The organism is Flavobacterium faecale (assembly GCF_048320115.1).
In the GTDB taxonomy this organism is placed as follows: domain Bacteria; phylum Bacteroidota; class Bacteroidia; order Flavobacteriales; family Flavobacteriaceae; genus Flavobacterium; species Flavobacterium faecale_A.
On record NZ_CP182943.1, the window covers coordinates 2,870,549 to 2,891,810 of the forward strand.

Here is a 21,262-nt window from a genome sequence, read left to right on the forward strand (position 1 = left end):
TGTCAATATTATTCTTGATAACTTTGAATCTGCGGGCTTTTATAATAGTTCGAGAAATGCTATATTAGCACCAAATCGATAAATCCCCAAAATGTCAGATCAAAATCAATATACCGAAGATAACATTCGGTCACTCGACTGGAAAGAACATATCCGTATGCGTCCTGGTATGTATATCGGGAAATTGGGAGATGGTTCTTCGCCAGATGATGGTATTTATATTTTATTGAAAGAAGTTATTGATAACTGTATCGATGAATTTGTCATGGGTGCGGGAAAAACTATTGAAGTCAGTATCAAAGATAAAACCGTTGCTGTACGTGATTACGGTCGTGGAATTCCGTTAGGAAAAGTGATTGATGTGGTTTCAAAAATGAATACTGGAGGTAAATACGATTCCTTAGCGTTTAAGAAATCCGTTGGTTTGAACGGAGTTGGTACCAAGGCAGTGAATGCTTTGTCCCACTATTTTAGAGTCGAATCGGTTCGTGAAGAAAAACAAAAGGCTGCCGAGTTCTCAGCGGGGAATTTGGTTCTTGAGGAGGAAGTTATAGACACCACTAAGCGCAAAGGGACAAAGGTTACTTTTATTCCAGATGAGTCAATTTTTAAGAATTACAAATTCAGAAATGAGTATGTAATCAAAATGCTGAAGAACTACTGCTATCTTAACGCAGGTTTAACCATTATTTACAATGGTGAAAAATATTTTTCAGATAATGGTTTAAAAGATTTATTAGACGAAAATATCGCTGAAGAGGATAAGGTATATCCTATTATTCATTTGAAAGGAGACGACATTGAGATTGCGATGACACACAGTAAATCGCAGTACAGTGAGGAATACCATTCTTTTGTCAACGGTCAAAATACAACTCAAGGAGGAACGCACTTGGTGGCTTATCGAGAAGCCATTGTGAAAACGATACGTGAGTTTTACAATAAAAATTTTGAACCTTCAGACATTCGTAAATCGATTGTAGGTGCAGTTAGTGTGAAGGTGATGGAACCTGTTTTTGAGTCGCAGACCAAAACCAAACTGGGTTCAACCGATATGGGTTCTGACCCAGGAATGCCTTCGGTACGTACTTTTGTAAATGATTTTGTGAAAAATAATTTAGACAATTATTTGCATAAAAATCCTGAAACAGCGGATTTGCTTTTGCGCAAAATTTTACAAGCAGAGCGTGAGCGTAAAGAACTTTCGGGCATTCGAAAATTAGCTAAAGACCGTGCTAAAAAAGCCAGTTTGCATAATAAAAAATTACGAGATTGCCGTGTGCATTTGCCTGATATCAAAAATCCACGTTATTTAGAAAGTACCTTGTTCATTACTGAGGGAGATTCGGCTTCGGGATCGATTACCAAATCACGTGACGTGAATACCCAAGCGGTTTTTAGTTTGCGCGGTAAGCCATTGAACTCGTATGGAATGACTAAGAAAATCGTTTATGAGAATGAGGAATTCAACTTGCTACAGGCAGCTTTGGACATCGAGGACGATATGGAAAACCTGCGGTACAACAACATTGTAATTGCAACCGATGCCGATGTCGATGGAATGCACATTCGATTGTTGTTAATCACTTTCTTTTTGCAATTTTTCCCCGAATTAATCAAAGACGGACATTTGTATATTTTGCAAACGCCTTTGTTTAGAGTTCGAAATAAAAAAGAAACAATTTATTGTTATTCTGACGAAGAACGAAGAAATGCTATTGAAAAATTAAAACCAAAACCAGAAATCACCCGATTTAAGGGATTGGGAGAAATTTCGCCAGATGAATTTCAATTTTTCATTGGTGAAGATATTCGATTAGAGCCTGTAATGTTGGATAAAGCCACATCAATCGAAAAATTATTAGAATTTTATATGGGGAAAAATACTCCGGATAGACAAGAGTTTATCATTAGGAATTTGAAGGTGGAATTGGATGTGCTAGAGAAGGAATAACATTATAACTAAGAAAAAAGCTTAGTTAATAGCAAATAGAATTAGTGACCTTTGTATTTGGTGGATGGTTTTGTTACTTCCTATTTTGTTATTAATTTTTTGAAATCATAATGAATACTTGATCTTTACAATGTCCGAAAAACTTCAAAATAATGTTTTATTTCAGCAAGTAGTTGAGTTGTTGCAAACTGCTCGGCAACAAGTTTTGCGCACAGTAAATTCAACGATGGTGTATACCTATTTTGAAATTGGCCGAATGATTGTTGAAGAGGAACAAGACGGGAAAGATAGAGCAGAGTATGGTTCACAATTATTGAAGGGGCTTTCTCAACGGTTGAACCAAGAATTTGGTAAGGGATTTTCCATTGTTAATTTAGAGAACATGAGAAAGTTTTATTTGACTTACTCAATTTCCCAGTCAGTGACTGGGGTTTCTAAAATTAAAATTCCGAAGACACTGTCTGTGGAATTGAAGGATAATGAAAAGATAGAAACTTTCAAACTTACTTGGACACATTATATTTTTCTAATGCGCATTGATGACGAAAACGAAAGAAGTTTTTATGAAATTGAAACCGCTAAAAACAATTGGAGTGTTAGAGAATTAAAAAGACAATATGATTCTGCGTTGTATACTAGGTTGACTTTAAGTAGAGACAAAGAAGGAATTTTAAAATTATCTGAAGAAGGTCAAATAATTGAGAAGCCAAAAGACATCATAAAAGATCCTTACATTTTAGAATTTTTGGGTTTACCCGAACTTCATCAATATTCTGAATCTGATTTAGAAGCAGAAATCATCAATAAACTAGAACATTTTCTTTTAGAATTGGGTCATGGTTTTACTTTTGTAGCTCGCCAACAGCGGATTATTTTTGACGATAAACATTTTAGAATCGATTTGGTTTTCTATAACAGAGTTTTGAAAAGTTTTGTTTTAATTGATTTAAAAATAGGCGAATTAAAACATCAAGATCTAGGCCAAATGCAGATGTACGTCAACTATTACGATCGAAATAAGCGTATAGAAGGCGAGAATAAAACGATAGGAATTGTACTTTGTCAAAATAAAAGTGACTTAGTAGTAGAATATACTTTACCAGAAAATAATGAGCAAATATTTGCCAGTAAATACAAAACAGTATTGCCTAGCAAAGAAGATTTAATAAAACTAATTTCGGAATCAAAATAAATGAAAGACGAAGAAGAAGACGATATTATTCCCAATTCAGACGAAGAAAATAGTACTGAGGAGCAGTCTATCAATGAAAGTCAAGAAGAGGAAGAGGAGATTATAGAAGTGGATGCCAAGCATTTTGAAGGCGGACATTTTTATGATAATGCTAATGATGAAACAGATACCATAACCAAGGTTACAGGAATGTATAAAGATTGGTTTTTGGATTATGCTTCCTATGTTATTTTGGAGCGTGCTGTACCTGCGATAGAGGATGGGTTCAAGCCAGTGCAACGTCGTATCATGCACTCACTTAAAGAACTTGATGATGGCCGTTATAACAAAGTTGCGAATGTAGTAGGACACACCATGCAGTATCATCCACACGGAGATGCGAGCATTGGTGATGCCATGGTACAAATAGGTCAAAAAGATTTATTGATCGATTGCCAAGGAAACTGGGGGAATATCTTAACGGGAGATAGCGCCGCAGCTTCGAGGTATATTGAGGCACGTTTGTCTAAATTTGCTTTAGAAGTTTTGTATTCTCCAAAAATCACTGACTGGGGTGTTTCCTATGACGGTCGTCGTGCAGAGCCAAATAATTTACCCGTTAAGTTTCCATTGTTATTGGCACAAGGAGCAGAAGGAATTGCTGTGGGACTTTCGACCAAAGTCTTGCCTCATAATTTCAATGAATTAATTGATGCTTCTATAAAAATATTGAAAGGGAAATCTTTTACGCTATATCCTGATTTCTTGACAGAAGGGATTGCTGATGTTTCCAACTACAATGATGGATTGCGAGGTGGACGTGTTCGTGTGCGTGCGAAAATCGCTCAGTTGGATAAAAATACCTTGGTAATTTCTCAAATTCCATTTTCGACTAATACGACCACTTTGATTGATAGTATTTTGAAGGCCAATGATAAAGGCAAAATCAAAATCAAAAAAATAGAAGACAACACTGCCGCTGAGGTAGAAATTTTAATCCATTTGTACCCAGGGGTGTCACCAGATAAAACTATTGATGCTTTGTATGCTTTTACAGCCTGTGAAACTTCAATTGCGCCATTAGGATGTGTTATTGAAGACAATAAGCCATTGTTTATTGGTGTGTCTCAAATGTTGAAAATTTCGACCAATAGAACGGTCGATTTACTCAAACAAGAATTAGAGATTCAACTGGAAGAATTAAAGAATAAATGGCATTTTTCAACTTTAGAGAAAATCTTCATTCGTGAGGAGATGTACATTGATTTCAAGTTATATTCTGATAAAGAATCGTTGTTTAAATACATGTACGACCGTTTCGAGCCATTCAGTAAATCATTTGTGAGGGAGATTAATGATGAAGATTTACAGCGATTGACACAAATTCCGATGATTCGTATCACCCGATTTGATTCTGACAAAGCCGATGATTTTATTGCAAAATTAGAAGATGAAATGCGTGAGGTAGAGCATCATTTGTCACACCTTACTGATTTTGCAATTGCTTATTTTCAAAAATTAAAAGAAAAATACGGTAAGGGTCGAGAACGTAAAACCGAACTCCGTGTTTTTGATGATATTGAAGCGACTAAAGTGGTACTTAGGAATACCAAATTGTACGTCAATAAAACAGAAGGTTTTGTAGGAACAAGTTTGAAACGTGATGAATACGTGACCGATTGTTCGGATATTGATGATGTGATTGTATTTTTGCGAGATGGAAGCATGATGGTGACTAAAGTGGATGCCAAAACTTTTATTGGGAAAGATATTATTCATGTGTCCATTTTTGACAAAAGTGATAAAAGAACTATTTATAATTTGATTTACCGTGACGGAAAATCAGGACCGTCATACATCAAAAGGTTTAATGTTACAGCCGTTACCAGAGATAAAATTTATGATTTGACTAATGGAACCAAAGGTTCTCAAATCCTATATTTTACGCATAATCCAAATGGAGAAGCAGAGGTGATTACGATTTTGTTGCGTCAAGTGGGTAGTATCAAAAAACTGAAATTCGACCTTGATTTTGCGGCGATGGCCATTAAAGGACGTTCGTCTAAAGGGAATTTGGTAACAAAATATCCGATTAAGAAAATCGAAATCAAAGAGAAAGGAATTTCGACTTTATTGCCAAGAAAAGTTTGGTATGATGAAACGGTTCAACGATTGAATGTGGATGCAAGAGGAGAATTGTTAGGCGAGTTCAGACCAAGTGACAAAATCTTAATCATCCAGCAATCAGGGAAATTAAAAGTAATTACGCCAGAATTAAGTACGCATTTTGAATCTGATATGATTGTGCTTGAAAAATGGATTCCGAAGAAGCCTATTTCAGCGATTTATTATGACGGAGAAAAAGAACGTTATTATTTAAAGCGATTCTTGGTGGAAACCGAGAACAAAGAAGATATTTTTATAACGGAACATCCTAATTCACAACTTGAAATTGTTTCGACTGATTACCGCCCTGTGGCCGAATTGGTTTTTCCTAAAATAAAAGGAGTACAAAAGGAAAGTATCACTATAGATGTAGAGGCTTTCATTACGGTTAAAGGTTTTAAAGCACTAGGAAATCAGCTAACTACAGACAAGTTGAAACAAGTCAACTTGCTTGAGCCTTTGCCATACGAGGCTCCTGAAGAAGTAGTTCCAGAAAATCTTGAAGTGAAAGATGCTCACGATGGTGACGATTCAGATATTCAACTCGATGACGATGGGCAAATTATATTGTTTTGAGCCTCCCAAAAAGGGATTGACAAGTTTTTATAATTAATGTATTAAAACCAGTGGATAACTTTTCACTGGTTTTTTATTTACAAAAATATAATGCTTTTGTTATGAATTCCAAAATTCGTTATAGAAATTTCAATGAAATAATTGATGATTGTGGGTCGACTTATTCTTAGGAACAGATACATTAAAAAAATGAGCCACAATTCAAGGATTTGAGTTGTGGCTTTTTTTTTGAGAAATAATCATTTATTATTGTATTTTTTTTAACTGTTTATCTTGTAGTTTTGAAAACAAAGTTAAACCCGTTGTTGCTCCAATTGTTGCAAATAACATATCCGATTGGGTGTCCCAAATATACCCCTGTGTTCCTAGAAAAGCATCACCACTTTCGCCAGTTAGTAATGATACACCCCATTCAATCCATTCGTAAACGGCACTAATAGCCAGACAGATGCTAATAAGAATAAAATTGAAAAAACTTTTATTTGCAATTACATTTTTTCTAATAAATAGTTCTCTAATTATCATAACTGGAACAAAACCTTGCGCAAAATGGCCCACTTTATCATAATTATTTCTGCTTTGATGAAAAACTTCTTTGATATAATCAAAAAGTGGAACTTCAGCATAGGTATAGTGTCCACCTATAAATAAGATAATGCAGTGTGCTAATATTAGCCAGTAAGTGAATTCAGTAAATCTAAATTTATGAAAAGTTAATATCAAAATTATTATTCCAACTATAGCGGGAATTATTTCAAGAAAACACGTAAAAAGTTCTTTGGGATTAATAACTGACCAAATTAATGTAATACAGAAAAGGGAAAGCATTATGAGTATATTCTTCATTAATTAAATGATTTTATTTTTCTAATACTACTTTTAAGTTTTCTAAACCATTTTGTAAATCCTTGCCTAGCATTTCGTCCATTTTCATCATAGGTAACATTAAATTCATCGGGTAAGGCATTTTTCCGTTGAAGCCCCATTTGACTTTAGTTTCGTTTGCTCCAATAGATTCAGTTGTGAAATAAGCGTTATCAGTAGCTTCGAAAGGAACCTTGAAACGCAATTCCATATCAATACGTTGACCATCTGTGATTTTTATAATTTCTTGTTCGCCAACACCTACTTTTTCGTTATTACTTTCCCATCCTGCTGTTGCTCCTACAGTACCATCTGTTCCTGAAAATGTTTTTTTCATCTCAGGATCAATTTTTGACCAAACACTGAAATGATCTTGATTTTTTAAGTACTTAACGTAATTAAAAACCGAATCCTTGGGTTGGTTGATGATGATTTCTCTTTCAACAGCATAATCTTTAGGCATAAATAATGCTACAACGAGGGCTAACGCTATTAATCCCAAAATAGCGAATAGAATTTTTTTGATGATTTTCATGTTTGTTGATTTAAATGATTAAGGAATAGTTTATTTTTTGATTTGCTTTTCATAACAGGCAATCCAATCTTGTACGGACATTTTTTGGACTAATTTGGCAATTAATTCAAATGTCATTTCATCCATTTTTTTAAATCGAATACAACTTTTTCCCATGTCTAACTTCGACTTGCAGTAATTAGGATATTCATCTGAAAACCATTTCAAAAGATCAGGATTAGAATAAATTCCCATATGATATAGGACTATAAAGTTTTTTTGGGATGCGATGTTGATAAAAGGTAATGGGAGTTTGGGGTCGCAATGATAACCATCAGGATAAAGAGAGTGAGGGACAACATAGCCAATCATGCCGTAATTCATCTCCTCTACAAAACCTTTTGGGATATTAGCGAGTATATTATTTCGAAGTTTGTCCATTACTTCCTTTCTTTCCTGAGGAAGTTCTTTTAGGTAATCATTAACTGTAAGTGCTTTTGATTGCATTATATATTAGATTGGTAAGTAAATTTAATAAAAAAAGTCCGTAATTCAGTAACAGAATCACGGACTTTCTAATGTATAAACCAAGTGAATGGCACTTTGTATCTATTTGTGATTTATTTAAAATAAGAGAATGTTTCGTTGTTCTCTAGTTTGAGAATAGTCTCGTAGATTAATTTAATTACATTTTCCACGTCGTCCCGGTGTACCATTTCTACAGTTGTGTGCATATAACGTAAAGGAAGCGAAATTAAAGCAGATGCTACTCCGCCATTACTGTAGGCAAAAGCATCTGTATCCGTACCTGTAACTCTGGAAGAAGCCAATCTTTGAAAAGGAATTTTCTTCTCTTCAGCAGTATCTGTAATTAAGTCCCTTAGGTTGTTTTGAACAGCTGGAGCATAAGTAACTACTGGTCCTAGGCCAATTTTAGTTTCTCCTTCGATTTTCTTTTCAATCATTGGAGTAGTCGAATCATGACAAACATCAGTAATAATGGCAACGTTTGGTTTGATAGTTTGTGTGATCATTTCGGCACCACGCAAACCTACTTCTTCTTGAACGGCATTCGTAATGTATAATCCAAAAGGAAGGTTTACCTTGTTTTCATGTAATAATCGCGCTACTTCGGCAATCATGAATCCTCCCATGCGGTTGTCGATAGCTCGACAAACAAATTTATTTTCGTTTAAAATCATAAATTCGTCAGGGTAAGTGATTACACAGCCCACATGTACTCCTAATTTTTCAACCTCTTCTTTGGTTTCACAACCACAATCTATAAAGATGTTTTCCGTTTTTGCGGCTTCTTCCTTGGCTCGGTTACGGGTGTGGATGGCTGGCCAACCAAAAACACCTTTGACAATTCCTTTTTTTGTGTGAATGTTGACTCTTTTTGAAGGTGCAATTTGGTGATCTGAACCTCCGTTTCTAATCACGTAGATTAAACCGTCTTCAGTAATGTAGTTGACATACCAGGCAATTTCATCTGCATGACCTTCGATTACTACTTTATAAGGAGCATCAGGATTAATTACTCCTACAGCTGTACCGTAAGTATCAGTTATAAATGTGTCCACATAAGGTTTAAGATATTCCATCCAGATTTTTTGACCTTCAGCTTCATAACCAGTAGGAGATGCATTGTTGAGGTATTGTTCTAGAAATTTTAATGATGTAGGTTTTAATATCGATTTTGTGCTCATATATAATATTTTTTGCTAATTTATAAATTTGGTATTACACTTGCATATATAATGTATAATTTTACCTTATAAAATATACCCCATGAAGTTTGTTATAATATCAATATGTTGTTTTTTTTTAACCTGTAAGAGTATTGCACAAGTTATTCCAACGCATCCAGGAAACATAGTCAATGAAATAGAGGAGACTTACGATATTGAAAAAGATACGATTCAGTTAGAAGAGATTATTATTTCAAAAGAAAAATTAGACACCGAAGGACGAAAACAATTCTTAATTCTACAAAATAGAGTTTTAGTGACTTATCCTTATGCTAAACTAGCAGCTGAAAGGTTGGTGAATCTCAATAGAGGAATGGAAAGACTTTCAAGTGCAAGAGAAAAGAAGAAATATTTCAAAATAGTAGAAGACTATCTAACAAATGAATTTGAAGCAAGGTTAAAGAAGCTCTCACGTAGTCAAGGACGTATTTTGGTAAAACTCATTCACAGGCAAACAGGAGTTACAACATTCGAATTGATTAAAGAGTTGAAAAGTGGCTGGAAAGCTTTTTGGTCTAATACTGCTGCGAGTATGTTTGATATTGATTTAAAATCAAAGTACCAACCTTATGATGTAAATGAAGACTTCCTTATTGAGACTATATTGTTTAGAGCCTTCAATTCAGGTAGGTTGCAAAATCAACCACCAGCCAATCCAGTTGATATAGATGACTTAAGTGATCATTGGATGGCTAAGTCTCAAAAGGAAAAGTAATGCTTTGCGGTTTGTGTTGTTGAGATATGTTTTCTGGAGCACTTAGAATAGTTTTCATTATTGGCTTTTGTCCCGCTATTCGCTATATCTGTTGTTTATGCTTAGGCAACACAACAGGATGCCGCTACTATCGGGGCTAAAGATGAAGATTTATTTTTTACAAAACGATTTTATGTAGAGCGTCTGTATAGTGGGGAGTAAATAGTGTTACCTATATATTATAGGAATAAAAAGTGCTGTTTTGGTTTGGGGTAGGGTGTAGGTTGAAGTGGAAAAACACTGAAGTATCCTTATAATGATATAGAATTACAGTTCCGACCCTGAAATAATCAGACGCAAATACTGAAAATGGTCTAATAATACGAGTAATTACGATATAGTCCATAGTATTCTCGACAATAAAAACTCCAAATTCCTACAAATATAAAAACATAAACAATGCATTTCCAGCATATTGTAAAAAAGATTAAAAAAAGGTTGTTGTGGGGTATTGTTTAATTGGGAAGACTCACTACTTTTGCACCCGCAACAGCGAAGGCGTTCATCGAAATACTGACAGGTTTTAAGAGAAATAAAGAGGGAGAAATTCTTCTAGAAAAAATATCAAAAAAAGCTTGTGAGATTAGGATTTACGTTTTACATTTGCACCCCGCAAGAATAGAGAAGTTCATTGAGTTATTGATAAGAGAGGTTAAAGAAATAGAAATAAAATTCTAAAAAAAAACTTTAATTTTTTCTTGCCAGAAACAAAAGAGTTTTTTACTTTTGCACCCGCTTCGAGAAACACATTAAAATGTGGTTAACGAGGATAAAAAAAGAAGAATACGTTCCTAGACATATTGAATTGACAGCCGTTTTAACAGAGATGTTAGAACAAAAGAATAAGAGTAATAGAATCGATAGATTCGAATAAAAACCGATAGATACTGAGTCGACAATTAATAGTCCGCCACGGCGGACGCACAATATACGATGAAGAGTTTGATCCTGGCTCAGGATGAACGCTAGCGGCAGGCTTAACACATGCAAGTCGAGGGGTATAGGTTTTCGGACCTAGAGACCGGCGCACGGGTGCGTAACGCGTATGCAATCTACCTTTCACAGAGGGATAGCCCAGAGAAATTTGGATTAATACCTCATAGTATTATGAATTGGCATCACTTTATAATTAAAGTCACAACGGTGAAAGATGAGCATGCGTCCCATTAGCTTGTTGGTAAGGTAACGGCTTACCAAGGCTACGATGGGTAGGGGTCCTGAGAGGGAGATCCCCCACACTGGTACTGAGACACGGACCAGACTCCTACGGGAGGCAGCAGTGAGGAATATTGGTCAATGGACGCAAGTCTGAACCAGCCATGCCGCGTGCAGGATGACGGTCCTATGGATTGTAAACTGCTTTTGTACGAGAAGAAACACTCCTACGTGTAGGAGCTTGACGGTATCGTAAGAATAAGGATCGGCTAACTCCGTGCCAGCAGCCGCGGTAATACGGAGGATCCAAGCGTTATCCGGAATCATTGGGTTTAAAGGGTCCGTAGGCGGTTTAGTAAGTCAGTGGTGAAAGCCCATCGCTCAACGGTGGAACGGCCATTGATACTGCTAAACTTGAATTATTAGGAAGTAACTAGAATATGTAGTGTAGCGGTGAAATGCTTAGAGATTACATGGAATACCAATTGCGAAGGCAGGTTACTACTGATATATTGACGCTGATGGACGAAAGCGTGGGTAGCGAACAGGATTAGATACCCTGGTAGTCCACGCCGTAAACGATGGATACTAGCTGTTGGGAGCAATCTCAGTGGCTAAGCGAAAGTGATAAGTATCCCACCTGGGGAGTACGAACGCAAGTTTGAAACTCAAAGGAATTGACGGGGGCCCGCACAAGCGGTGGAGCATGTGGTTTAATTCGATGATACGCGAGGAACCTTACCAAGGCTTAAATGTAGTTTGACCGATTTGGAAACAGATCTTTCGCAAGACAAATTACAAGGTGCTGCATGGTTGTCGTCAGCTCGTGCCGTGAGGTGTCAGGTTAAGTCCTATAACGAGCGCAACCCCTGTTGTTAGTTGCCAGCGAGTCAAGTCGGGAACTCTAACAAGACTGCCAGTGTAAACTGTGAGGAAGGTGGGGATGACGTCAAATCATCACGGCCCTTACGCCTTGGGCTACACACGTGCTACAATGGACGGTACAGAGAGCAGCCACTGGGCGACCAGGTGCGAATCTACAAAACCGTTCTCAGTTCGGATCGGAGTCTGCAACTCGACTCCGTGAAGCTGGAATCGCTAGTAATCGGATATCAGCCATGATCCGGTGAATACGTTCCCGGGCCTTGTACACACCGCCCGTCAAGCCATGGAAGCTGGGGGTGCCTGAAGTCGGTGACCGCAAGGAGCTGCCTAGGGTAAAACTGGTAACTAGGGCTAAGTCGTAACAAGGTAGCCGTACCGGAAGGTGCGGCTGGAACACCTCCTTTCTAGAGCCTTAGTGTTAGCTTTTAGCACGCTAGGGAAAAAGACGAAGAATCTTTAGGAATTAGAATATTGAGAATTTATTACTCTTGCTGTTAATTTAAAGAAATTGAAAAAAGAATTAAGTAAAAACAGAGTCTCGTAGCTCAGCTGGTTAGAGTACTACACTGATAATGTAGGGGTCGGCAGTTCGAGTCTGCCCGGGACTACTATTTTATACTTAAGAGGAAATTTTAGAGGTTGAGTTACACGAAAAGTGAACCGTTTCAAAAAACTGTTAACTGAATACTGTTAACTGACAACTAGATACGGGGGATTAGCTCAGCTGGCTAGAGCGCCTGCCTTGCACGCAGGAGGTCAACGGTTCGACTCCGTTATTCTCCACAAAGGCCCCTCCTAACCTCCCCAAAGGGGAGGAATACAGAGCAATCGGCTCTCCCCCTTCGGGGGAGCTGGAGGGGGCTTAAAGTTCATTGACATATTGAGATAAGAAAAGTAAAAAATAAGTAGAAAGAGTTTTTTGCTAGTGATAGTAAAAGACAAAAAATAACGGTCATAATTAATTTTATGATTGGTACAATAAGCAAAATAAGGGCGTATGGGGGATGCCTAGGCTCTCAGAGGCGAAGAAGGACGTGATAAGCTGCGAAAAGCTACGGGGATTGGCACACACAAATTGATCCGTAGGTATCCGAATGGGGCAACCCACTATGTTGAAGACATAGTACACCGATAGGTGGGCAAACCCGCTGAACTGAAACATCTAAGTAGGCGGAGGAGAAGAAAACAAAAGTGATTCCGTAAGTAGTGGCGAGCGAACGCGGATTAGCCCAAACCAATGTTGTTACGGCAATGTTGGGGTTGTAGGACCACGAGATTTTATGTACAAGGAACCGGAAGTTACTGGAAAGTGACGCCATAGAGGGTGATAGCCCCGTATGGGTAACGAGTATAATAAATAGTGGTATCCTGAGTAGGGCGGGGCACGTGAAACCCTGTCTGAATTTGGCGGGACCATCCGCTAAGGCTAAATACTCCTGAGAGACCGATAGTGAACCAGTACCGTGAGGGAAAGGTGAAAAGAACCGTGAATAACGGAGTGAAATAGATCCTGAAACCATACGCTTACAAGCGGTCGGAGCCCTTTGGTGGGGTGACGGCGTGCCTTTTGCATAATGAGCCTACGAGTTAACGTTGCTGGCAAGGATAAGTGGTTAAGCCACGGATCCGTAGCGAAAGCGAGTCTGAATAGGGCGCTTTAGTCAGTAGTGTTAGACGCGAAACCGTGTGATCTACCCATGGACAGGTTGAAGCTTTGTTAACCCAAAGTGGAGGACCGAACCCGTTGACGTTGAAAAGTCTTGGGATGATCTGTGGGTAGGGGTGAAAGGCCAATCAAACTCGGAAATAGCTCGTACTCCCCGAAATGCATTTAGGTGCAGCGCTGGTTATAAGTTATATAGAGGTAGAGCTACTGATTGGATGCGGGGGCTTCACCGCCTACCAATTCCTGACAAACTCCGAATGCTATATAATGTTTACCAGCAGTGAGGGCTTGGGTGCTAAGGTCCAAGTCCGAGAGGGAAAGAACCCAGACCATCAGCTAAGGTCCCCAAATATATACTAAGTTGAAAGAACGCGGTTTGTCTGCCCAGACAGCTAGGATGTTGGCTTGGAAGCAGCCATTCATTTAAAGAGTGCGTAACAGCTCACTAGTCGAGCGGACGAGCATGGATAATAATCGGGCATAAGTATATTACCGAAGCTATGGATTTTGTAGCAATACAAAGTGGTAGGGGAGCATTCTAACAGGGTTGAAGGTTTTTCGTAAGGAGAGCTGGACTGGTTAGAAAAGAAAATGTAGGCATAAGTAACGATAATGCGGGCGAGAAACCCGCACACCGAAAGACTAAGGTTTCCACAGCTATGCTAATCAGCTGTGGGTTAGTCGGGACCTAAGGCGAACCCGAAAGGGACAGTCGATGGACCACGGGTTAATATTCCCGTACTACTAATTACTGTGATGGGGTGACGGAGTGATGAAAGCGCCGCGAACTGACGGAATAGTTCGTTGAAGTACCTACCTATAAGAACCGCAGGCAAATCCACGGTTTTTGGGGAAATACGATAGTACTCGGAGTCTTCGGACAAAGAGATAGTGCGCCTAAGGGCTTCCAAGAAAAACCTCTAAACTTCAGGTAATTAGTACCCGTACCGCAAACCGACACAGGTAGTCGAGATGAGAATTCTAAGGTGCTCGAGAGATTCATGGCTAAGGAATTAGGCAAAATAGACCCGTAACTTCGGGAGAAGGGTCGCCAGCAGCAATGCTGGCCGCAGTGAAGAGGTCCAGGCGACTGTTTATCAAAAACACAGGGCTCTGCAAAATCGTAAGATGAAGTATAGGGCCTGACACCTGCCCGGTGCTGGAAGGTTAAGAGGAGATGTTATCTTCGGAGAAGCATTGAATTGAAGCCCCAGTAAACGGCGGCCGTAACTATAACGGTCCTAAGGTAGCGAAATTCCTTGTCGGGTAAGTTCCGACCTGCACGAATGGTGTAACGATCTGGACACTGTCTCAGCCATGAGCTCGGTGAAATTGTAGTAACGGTGAAGATGCCGTTTACCCGCAGTGGGACGAAAAGACCCTGTGCACCTTTACTATAGCTTAGTATTGACCTTGGATAAATGATGTGTAGGATAGGTTGGAGACTGTGAAGTGGCGTCGCTAGGCGTTGTGGAGTCATTGTTGAAATACAACCCTTTGTTTATCTGAGGCCTAACTCCGCGTTGCGGAGGACATTGCTTGGTGGGTAGTTTGACTGGGGTGGTCGCCTCCAAAAGAGTAACGGAGGCTTCTAAAGGTTCCCTCAGTACGCTTGGTAACCGTGCGAAGAGTGCAATGGCATAAGGGAGCTTGACTGAGAGACATACAGGTCGATCAGGTACGAAAGTAGAGCATAGTGATCCGGTGGTTCCGCATGGAAGGGCCATCGCTCAAAGGATAAAAGGTACGCCGGGGATAACAGGCTGATCTCCCCCAAGAGCTCATATCGACGGGGGGGTTTGGCACCTCGATGTCGGCTCGTCACATCCTGGGGCTGGAGAAGGTCCCAAGGGTTGGGCTGTTCGCCCATTAAAGTGGCACGCGAGCTGGGTTCAGAACGTCGTGAGACAGTTCGGTCTCTATCTACTGTGGGCGCAAGAAATTTGAGTGGATCTGATTCTAGTACGAGAGGACCGAATTGGACAAACCTCTAGTGTATCTGTTGTCACGCCAGTGGCACTGCAGAGTAGCTACGTTTGGAAGGGATAAGCGCTGAAAGCATATAAGCGCGAAACCCACCACAAGATGAGATTTCTTTTAAAGGTCGTGGGAGATGACCACGTTGATAGGCTATAGATGTAAAGGCAGTAATGTCATAGTCGAGTAGTACTAATAACCTGTAAGCTTATGTACACCTTTCCAGTCCGCCACGGCGGACTGGGGAAACTTTCTAGTAATGAATTATTATTTTCTTTATCTCAGTATGTTAAGATATTGTGTAATTGTTCCCGATAGTAATCGGGACCCATTGCAAAACGACCTTAAGGTGGTTATTGCGGCGGGGCTCACCTCTTCCCATCCCGAACAGAGTAGTTAAGCCCGCCTGCGCAGATGGTACTGCAGTTATGTGGGAGAGTATGTCGTCGCCTTTCTTTAAAACCCTGTTTCTAACGAAACAGGGTTTTTTGTTTTATAGCTTTTTTGTTTTATTTTTAAAAAAAATAAGGGATCAAGTTTAAAAGTTGGGGATTAGCAAATAAAAAAAAGTCATAAACCTATGTAGGTTTATGACTTCATTATTTAATAAAATGATTTTTATTTTCTAACAAATGGAGGTAGTAGTTTGGTTGATACTTCTCCAAATCCTATACGGACTTGACTATTTTTGCAATACCCTTTCATGGTTACGGTGTCATAGTCATTAATAAATTTACGTTCACTTCCGTCATTTAAAAGGATTGGATTTTTTCCTCCCCAAGTTAGTTCTAACATAGAGCCAAGGCTTTCTTTTGTTGGTCCTGAAATGGTACCCGATCCCATCATATCTCCTGAGTTTATCCTGCAACCGTTAGAGGTGTGATGGGTTAGTTGTTGGTTCATAGTCCAATATAGATGTTTGAAATTTGATTTAGTAATGACTGTAGGTGTTGCATTTTCTGGTTGTATGGCAACTTCTAATTGAATGTCATAAGAATGTTTTCCTTTTTGCTGTAAATAAGGTAGCGGACTAGGGCTTTGTTTTGGTCCTGGAACTCTAAATGGTTCTAACGCGTCTAATGTTATGATCCATGGTGAAATGGAAGTGGCGAAATTTTTTGATAAAAAAGGACCGAGTGGTAGGTATTCCCATTTTAAAATGTCTCTGGCGCTCCAATCATTCATTAAAACCATTCCAAAAATATAATCTTCAGCCTCACTTATGGGAATCATTTCTCCCATTATATTAGCATCAGTTGTTATAAATGCTGTTTCTAGTTCAAAATCTACTGAACGTGACGGACCTAAAACTGGTGTAGTTTCACCTGTAGGTAATGTTTGTCCAATAGGTCTGTGTACGGGAATTTCTGTGGGAATAATAGAAGAGCTCCTACCATGGTATCCTAAAGGCATGTGAGACCAATTAGGTAACAAAGCATTTTTTTCATCACGAATCATTTTTCCTACGTTGGTAGCATGTTCTTTACTAGAGTAGAAATCCGTATAATCACCTATTAATACTGGTAATTGCATTTCTACTTCAGCAATATTAAAAATAACAACATCTCTATGTTTTGCATTGTCTCTTAATGTTGGATTGTTTTCGTCAAAAATATCCGCTATACGATTTCGAACCAATCTCCAAGTTTTTTTTCCATCTGAAATGAAGTCATTTAGGGTATCCTGCATAAACATATCATCGGTCAATTCAATGCCTGAGAAATAATTCATTTGTTGGAGTGCTCCTAGATCAATTGCATAATCTCCTATTCTTGTTCCTACAGTAACAATGTTTTCTCTTGTTAAAAAAACACCGAACGGAATATTTTGAATTGGGAAATCACTGTTTTCAGGCACTGACAACCAAGATTTTCTTTTAGTATCATTTGCGAATATTGGCATAGGGAGTTTTTTTGTTGAAAATTATTATATCAAATATATCATAATCTAGTTATTTCACAAACGTTTTTTTGTATTTTTGCCTCAAATTAACTAAATTGATAGAAATGCAACGCGACAAACAAATTTTTGACCTTATTCTTGAAGAACAAGATAGACAAATACACGGATTAGAACTTATTGCCTCTGAAAACTTTGTTAGTGACGAAGTAATCGAAGCTGCAGGTTCAGTTTTGACTAATAAATATGCCGAAGGGTATCCAGGGAAAAGATATTATGGTGGTTGCGAAGTAGTTGATATTGTTGAACAAATTGCTATTGACAGAGCTAAAGAATTGTTTGGTGCTGCTTACGCAAATGTGCAACCGCATTCTGGTTCTCAAGCGAATGCTTCAGTATTTCATGCTTGTTTGCAACCTGGTGATAAAATTTTAGGTTTTGACTTATCTCACGGTGGACACTTAACTCACGGATCTCCAGTTAACTTTTCAGGACGTGTTTACAACCCAGTATTCTACGGAGTTGAAAAAGAAACAGGTCGTTTGAACTACGATAAAATTCAAGAAATAGCTACTAAAGAGCAACCAAAATTAATCATCGCAGGTGCATCGGCTTATTCTCGTGATATGGATTTTGCTCGTTTTAGAGAAATTGCTGATAGCGTTGGTGCTATTTTGATGGCTGATATCTCTCATCCTGCTGGATTGATTGCTAAAGGTTTATTGAACGACCCAATTCCTCATTGTCATGTTGTGACAACAACTACACATAAAACGTTACGTGGACCAAGAGGTGGTTTGATCTTAATGGGGAAAGATTTTGAAAACCCATGGGGATTAAAAACACCAAAAGGAGAAATTAGAATGATGTCTTCATTGTTAGATTTAGCTGTTTTTCCAGGGAATCAAGGTGGACCATTAATGCATATTATTGCAGCTAAAGCGGTTGCTTTTGGTGAAGCTTTACAAGACGAGTTCTTTACTTATGCACGTCAATTGCAAAAGAATGCTAACGCAATGGCTGATGCTTTTGTAAAAAGAGGATATGATATTATTTCAGGAGGTACTGATAACCACATGATGTTGATTGATTTGAGAAACAAAGGGATTTCAGGTAAAGATGCTGAAAATGCATTGGTGAAAGCTGAAATTACTGTAAACAAGAACATGGTTCCATTTGATGATAAATCTCCATTTGTTACTTCTGGTATTCGTGTAGGAACTGCTGCTATAACAACACGTGGTTTAGTAGAATCAGATATGGAAACTATTGTTGAGATGATTGATAAAGTATTGACTAATCATACTAATGAAGCGGTTATCGAAGCAGTAGCTGACGAAGTAAATGAAATGATGAGCGAAAGAGCAATCTTCGTATTTTAAATTTAGCTTAAAAGTTTAAATTGTTTAAGGTTTAAAGTTTAAAGGTTTGTGCAAACATAAATTTGTCGCAAAGAATTTGAACTTTAAACTTTTTACTTTTTATAGAATAAGCTTTACCAAAATTAGACTACTTTAATCTTTTTTAGTTCTGGGTAGAATTTGACCCGAGACTGAAAGTCGAATTGGCATCGCAACTTGAAACTAATTTTATAAACTTGAACAAAATTAAAGATGGGTGTATTACGATTACAATTACCTACAGACCCAAGATGGGTAAATATTGTTGAAAAAAATATAGAGGAGATTTTGACAGATCATGCTTGGTGCGAACAAAAAGCGGCTACCAATGCGATTACTATTATCACCCACAATTCTGAACATCAAGATTTGGTGCAAGATTTATTAGCTTTAGCTAAAGAAGAAATTGACCATTTTGAACAAGTACATAACATCATTATTAAGCGCGGTTTAAAACTAGGTCGTGAACGCAAAGATGATTATGTAAATGAGTTGTATCAGTACATGAAAAAATCTATTGATGGAAGCAGGGTTTCAGGTTTGGTTGAAAGATTGTTGTTTTCGGCTATGATTGAAGCTAGAAGCTGTGAGCGTTTCAAAGTGTTGTCTGAAAATATAAAAGATGAAGAATTGGCAATATTTTATCGAGAATTAATGGAAAGCGAAGCGGGACATTATACCACTTTTATCACTTATGCTAGAAAATATGGTAAAGGAATTGATGTAGAAAAGCGTTGGAGAGAATGGTTGGCTTTTGAAGAATCAATCATTGCTAATTATGGTAAAGGAGAAACAATTCATGGTTAAACCATATTCTCTGGTTTGACCCATTGATCAAATTCTTCTGCAGTTAGATATCCTAATCGTATGGCTTCTTCTTTCAAAGTAGTACCGTTTTTATGTGCGGTTTGTGCAATTTCTGCGGCTTTGTAATAACCAATTTTTGTATTCAGTGCAGTCACTAGCATAAGTGAATTGTTTAGTAATTCGTTTATTCTTTTGTAATTTGGTTCTATACCTTGAGCACAATGAATGTCAAAGGAATGGCAAGCATCACTTAATAATTCTGCTGATTGTAAAAAATTATACGCAATCATAGGTTTAAAAACATTCAATTCGTAATGACCTTGCATTCCTCCCACACTAATAGCTACGTCATTTCCTATGATTTGGGCGCAAACCATTGTTAAGGCCTCGCATTGAGTAGGATTTACTTTTCCGGGCATTATAGAGGAACCAGGTTCGTTTTCGGGAATAAGTATTTCTCCAATTCCTGAGCGAGGACCTGATGCTAGCATTCGGATATCATTAGCAATTTTATTTAAAGAAACAGCAATTTGTTTTAAAGCACCATGAGATTCTACCATTGCATCATGCGCAGCCATTGCTTCAAATTTATTCTTGGCAGTTGTAAAGGAATGTCCTGTGAATTCAGATATGTATTCCGCTACTAAAATGTCATACCCTTGTGGTGTATTTAAGCCAGTACCTACAGCAGTCCCACCCAATGCAATTTCGGATAAATGCGGTAAAGTATTTTTTAATGCTTTTAATCCATGGTTGAGTTGGGATACATAACCAGATAATTCTTGACCCAAGGTAAGAGGAGTGGCATCCATAAGGTGTGTGCGTCCTATTTTTACAACCTCTTTGAATTGAATTGATTTTTGTTCAATTGTGGTTTTTAATTTTTCAATGGCAGGAATGGTACATTCGATTAGCATTTTATAACTGGCAATATGCATCGCAGTAGGGAAGCTGTCGTTGGACGATTGTGATTTATTGACATCATCATTGGCTCTAATTAATGGCTCGTCATTTTCGATACTTAATCCATTAATTACTTGTGCTCGATTAGCAATTACCTCATTAACATTCATGTTGCTTTGAGTTCCTGATCCCGTTTGCCATATTACCAATGGAAAATGTTCATTTAACTTACCCTCTAAAATTTCAGCACAAACTGTAGCGATAGCATCTCTTTTTTCGATAGATAAAACACCTAAGTCACAATTGGTATAAGCAGCTGCTTTTTTCAAGTAGGCAAAACCCATGATAATTTCGGATGGCATTGAGGCAGGCTTGCCAATTTTGAAATTAGCTCGAGAGCGTTCTGTTTGTGCTCCCCAATATTTATCATTAGGAATGGATACTTCACCAAGAGTGTCTTTTTCAATTCTAAATTTCATGGGATTGAGAATTATTAGGTTTGTAGTAGCGATTATGCATCTAATTCTAGTAGTTATACTCAAAAGTACGAAATATTATTTTTTATAGAAATTGATTTGGATTTTATTGTTATCAAAAGATTTTAAACCTATATTTGTGGCTACATTCAAAAATTCCGGAAAACATGTTTGAATTTTCACAGTATTTAGGCTTTTTACTTTTCTTAACCATTTTGACTATAGGATTTTGGTTAATGTTTTTCCTAGTAGGTTTTCTTCAGTATTGGATTGGAGGCGCTTTATGGGAAAGATACAAAGCAAAAAAAGCAAAGAAACAAGAATCACTTTAAGATTAATTTGAT

General features: G+C 37.9%; 13 protein-coding genes, 2 tRNA genes and 3 rRNA genes. 12 read left to right on the plus strand and 6 right to left on the minus strand.

Annotated features, from left to right (window positions below):
- Positions 1–91 precede the first annotated feature (91 nt).
- From ACNH59_RS11780 to ACNH59_RS11790, 3 genes are all read left to right on the plus strand, one after another.
- Entirely contained in the window at positions 92–1,954 is a 1,863-nt protein-coding gene (locus ACNH59_RS11780) for a DNA topoisomerase IV subunit B (protein WP_418262736.1), read from the plus strand.
- A 130-nt stretch (positions 1,955–2,084) separates the two neighbouring features.
- Positions 2,085–3,146 (plus strand): PDDEXK nuclease domain-containing protein, encoded by a 1,062-nt coding sequence (locus tag ACNH59_RS11785; RefSeq protein WP_418262737.1) that lies wholly within the window; start codon positions 2,085–2,087, stop codon positions 3,144–3,146.
- Positions 3,147–5,867, plus strand: a complete 2,721-nt coding sequence (locus ACNH59_RS11790) for a DNA gyrase/topoisomerase IV subunit A (protein WP_418262738.1) — start codon at positions 3,147–3,149, stop codon at positions 5,865–5,867.
- A 246-nt stretch (positions 5,868–6,113) separates the two neighbouring features.
- Here ACNH59_RS11790 and ACNH59_RS11795 read toward each other — a convergent pair whose 3' ends face one another.
- From ACNH59_RS11795 to ACNH59_RS11810, 4 genes are all read right to left on the minus strand, one after another.
- Entirely contained in the window at positions 6,114–6,713 is a 600-nt protein-coding gene (locus ACNH59_RS11795; protein ID WP_418262739.1) for a DUF2238 domain-containing protein, read from the minus strand.
- Positions 6,714–6,726: 13 nt separating this feature from the next.
- On the minus strand, positions 6,727–7,266 hold the full coding sequence (locus ACNH59_RS11800) for an SRPBCC family protein (RefSeq protein ID WP_418262740.1): 540 nt from the start codon (positions 7,264–7,266) through the stop codon (positions 6,727–6,729).
- A gap of 30 nt (positions 7,267–7,296) precedes the next feature.
- Positions 7,297–7,752, minus strand: coding sequence for a DUF1801 domain-containing protein (locus tag ACNH59_RS11805; RefSeq protein ID WP_418262741.1), 456 nt, complete (start codon positions 7,750–7,752; stop codon positions 7,297–7,299).
- Between the two features lie 113 nt (positions 7,753–7,865).
- The gene (locus ACNH59_RS11810) at positions 7,866–8,954 is read right to left on the minus strand and encodes a M42 family metallopeptidase (RefSeq protein WP_418262742.1); all 1,089 of its coding nucleotides are present in this window, start codon (positions 8,952–8,954) and stop codon (positions 7,866–7,868) included.
- Positions 8,955–9,036: 82 nt separating this feature from the next.
- Here ACNH59_RS11810 and ACNH59_RS11815 point away from each other — a divergent pair, with 82 nt between their 5' ends.
- The 6 genes from ACNH59_RS11815 (at position 9,037) to rrf (ending at position 15,888) form a co-directional block, all read left to right on the plus strand.
- Complete coding sequence (locus ACNH59_RS11815) at positions 9,037–9,711, plus strand: DUF4294 domain-containing protein (RefSeq protein ID WP_418262743.1); 675 nt, start codon at positions 9,037–9,039, stop codon at positions 9,709–9,711.
- Positions 9,712–10,680: 969 nt separating this feature from the next.
- Positions 10,681–12,194 (plus strand): 16S ribosomal RNA (locus tag ACNH59_RS11820).
- A gap of 130 nt (positions 12,195–12,324) precedes the next feature.
- Positions 12,325–12,398: transfer RNA gene (locus ACNH59_RS11825), tRNA-Ile, on the plus strand.
- Positions 12,399–12,499: 101 nt separating this feature from the next.
- Positions 12,500–12,573, plus strand: a tRNA-Ala gene (locus ACNH59_RS11830).
- A gap of 193 nt (positions 12,574–12,766) precedes the next feature.
- A 23S ribosomal RNA gene (locus tag ACNH59_RS11835) occupies positions 12,767–15,649 on the plus strand.
- A gap of 129 nt (positions 15,650–15,778) precedes the next feature.
- Positions 15,779–15,888 (plus strand): 5S ribosomal RNA (gene rrf / locus ACNH59_RS11840).
- Together the 16S, 23S and 5S rRNA genes with 2 tRNA genes alongside form the textbook arrangement of a ribosomal RNA operon.
- 163 nt (positions 15,889–16,051) lie before the next feature.
- On the opposite strand, the gene fahA is transcribed toward rrf, so the two are convergent.
- Complete coding sequence (gene fahA, locus ACNH59_RS11845) at positions 16,052–17,335, minus strand: fumarylacetoacetase (protein WP_418262744.1); 1,284 nt, start codon at positions 17,333–17,335, stop codon at positions 16,052–16,054.
- A gap of 104 nt (positions 17,336–17,439) precedes the next feature.
- On the opposite strand from fahA, the gene glyA reads away from it, so the two are divergent.
- Together glyA and ACNH59_RS11855 are read left to right on the plus strand one after the other, a co-directional pair.
- Positions 17,440–18,714, plus strand: a complete 1,275-nt coding sequence (gene glyA / locus ACNH59_RS11850; protein WP_418262745.1) for a serine hydroxymethyltransferase — start codon at positions 17,440–17,442, stop codon at positions 18,712–18,714.
- Positions 18,715–18,945: 231 nt separating this feature from the next.
- Complete coding sequence (locus tag ACNH59_RS11855) at positions 18,946–19,539, plus strand: tRNA-(ms[2]io[6]A)-hydroxylase (RefSeq protein WP_418262746.1); 594 nt, start codon at positions 18,946–18,948, stop codon at positions 19,537–19,539.
- On the opposite strand, the gene fumC is transcribed toward ACNH59_RS11855, so the two are convergent.
- A complete protein-coding gene (gene fumC, locus ACNH59_RS11860; protein WP_418262747.1) occupies positions 19,536–20,921 on the minus strand; it encodes a class II fumarate hydratase in 1,386 nt (461 codons plus the stop codon). The genes ACNH59_RS11855 and fumC overlap by 4 nt on opposite strands.
- Before the next feature lie 164 nt (positions 20,922–21,085).
- On the opposite strand from fumC, the gene ACNH59_RS11865 reads away from it, so the two are divergent.
- Positions 21,086–21,250 carry a hypothetical protein gene (locus ACNH59_RS11865; RefSeq protein ID WP_418262748.1) on the plus strand — a complete coding sequence of 55 codons (165 nt, stop codon included), beginning with the start codon at positions 21,086–21,088 and terminating at the stop codon, positions 21,248–21,250.
- The last annotated feature ends 12 nt before the right edge of the window (positions 21,251–21,262 follow it).

What these genes read in the sequence shown, in the direction of transcription:
- fumC (WP_418262747.1), bottom strand. Translation starts at nt 20,921, where the DNA reads ATGAAATTTAGAATTGAAAAAGACACTCTTGGTGAAGTATCCATTCCT.
- ACNH59_RS11815 (WP_418262743.1), top strand. Translation starts at nt 9,037, where the DNA reads ATGAAGTTTGTTATAATATCAATATGTTGTTTTTTTTTAACCTGTAAG.
- ACNH59_RS11855 (WP_418262746.1), top strand. Translation starts at nt 18,946, where the DNA reads ATGGGTGTATTACGATTACAATTACCTACAGACCCAAGATGGGTAAAT.
- ACNH59_RS11785 (WP_418262737.1), top strand. Translation starts at nt 2,085, where the DNA reads ATGTCCGAAAAACTTCAAAATAATGTTTTATTTCAGCAAGTAGTTGAG.
- ACNH59_RS11810 (WP_418262742.1), bottom strand. Translation starts at nt 8,954, where the DNA reads ATGAGCACAAAATCGATATTAAAACCTACATCATTAAAATTTCTAGAA.
- fahA (WP_418262744.1), bottom strand. Translation starts at nt 17,335, where the DNA reads ATGCCAATATTCGCAAATGATACTAAAAGAAAATCTTGGTTGTCAGTG.
- glyA (WP_418262745.1), top strand. Translation starts at nt 17,440, where the DNA reads ATGCAACGCGACAAACAAATTTTTGACCTTATTCTTGAAGAACAAGAT.
- ACNH59_RS11800 (WP_418262740.1), bottom strand. Translation starts at nt 7,266, where the DNA reads ATGAAAATCATCAAAAAAATTCTATTCGCTATTTTGGGATTAATAGCG.
- ACNH59_RS11795 (WP_418262739.1), bottom strand. Translation starts at nt 6,713, where the DNA reads ATGAAGAATATACTCATAATGCTTTCCCTTTTCTGTATTACATTAATT.
- ACNH59_RS11805 (WP_418262741.1), bottom strand. Translation starts at nt 7,752, where the DNA reads ATGCAATCAAAAGCACTTACAGTTAATGATTACCTAAAAGAACTTCCT.
- ACNH59_RS11780 (WP_418262736.1), top strand. Translation starts at nt 92, where the DNA reads ATGTCAGATCAAAATCAATATACCGAAGATAACATTCGGTCACTCGAC.
- ACNH59_RS11865 (WP_418262748.1), top strand. Translation starts at nt 21,086, where the DNA reads ATGTTTGAATTTTCACAGTATTTAGGCTTTTTACTTTTCTTAACCATT.
- ACNH59_RS11790 (WP_418262738.1), top strand. Translation starts at nt 3,147, where the DNA reads ATGAAAGACGAAGAAGAAGACGATATTATTCCCAATTCAGACGAAGAA.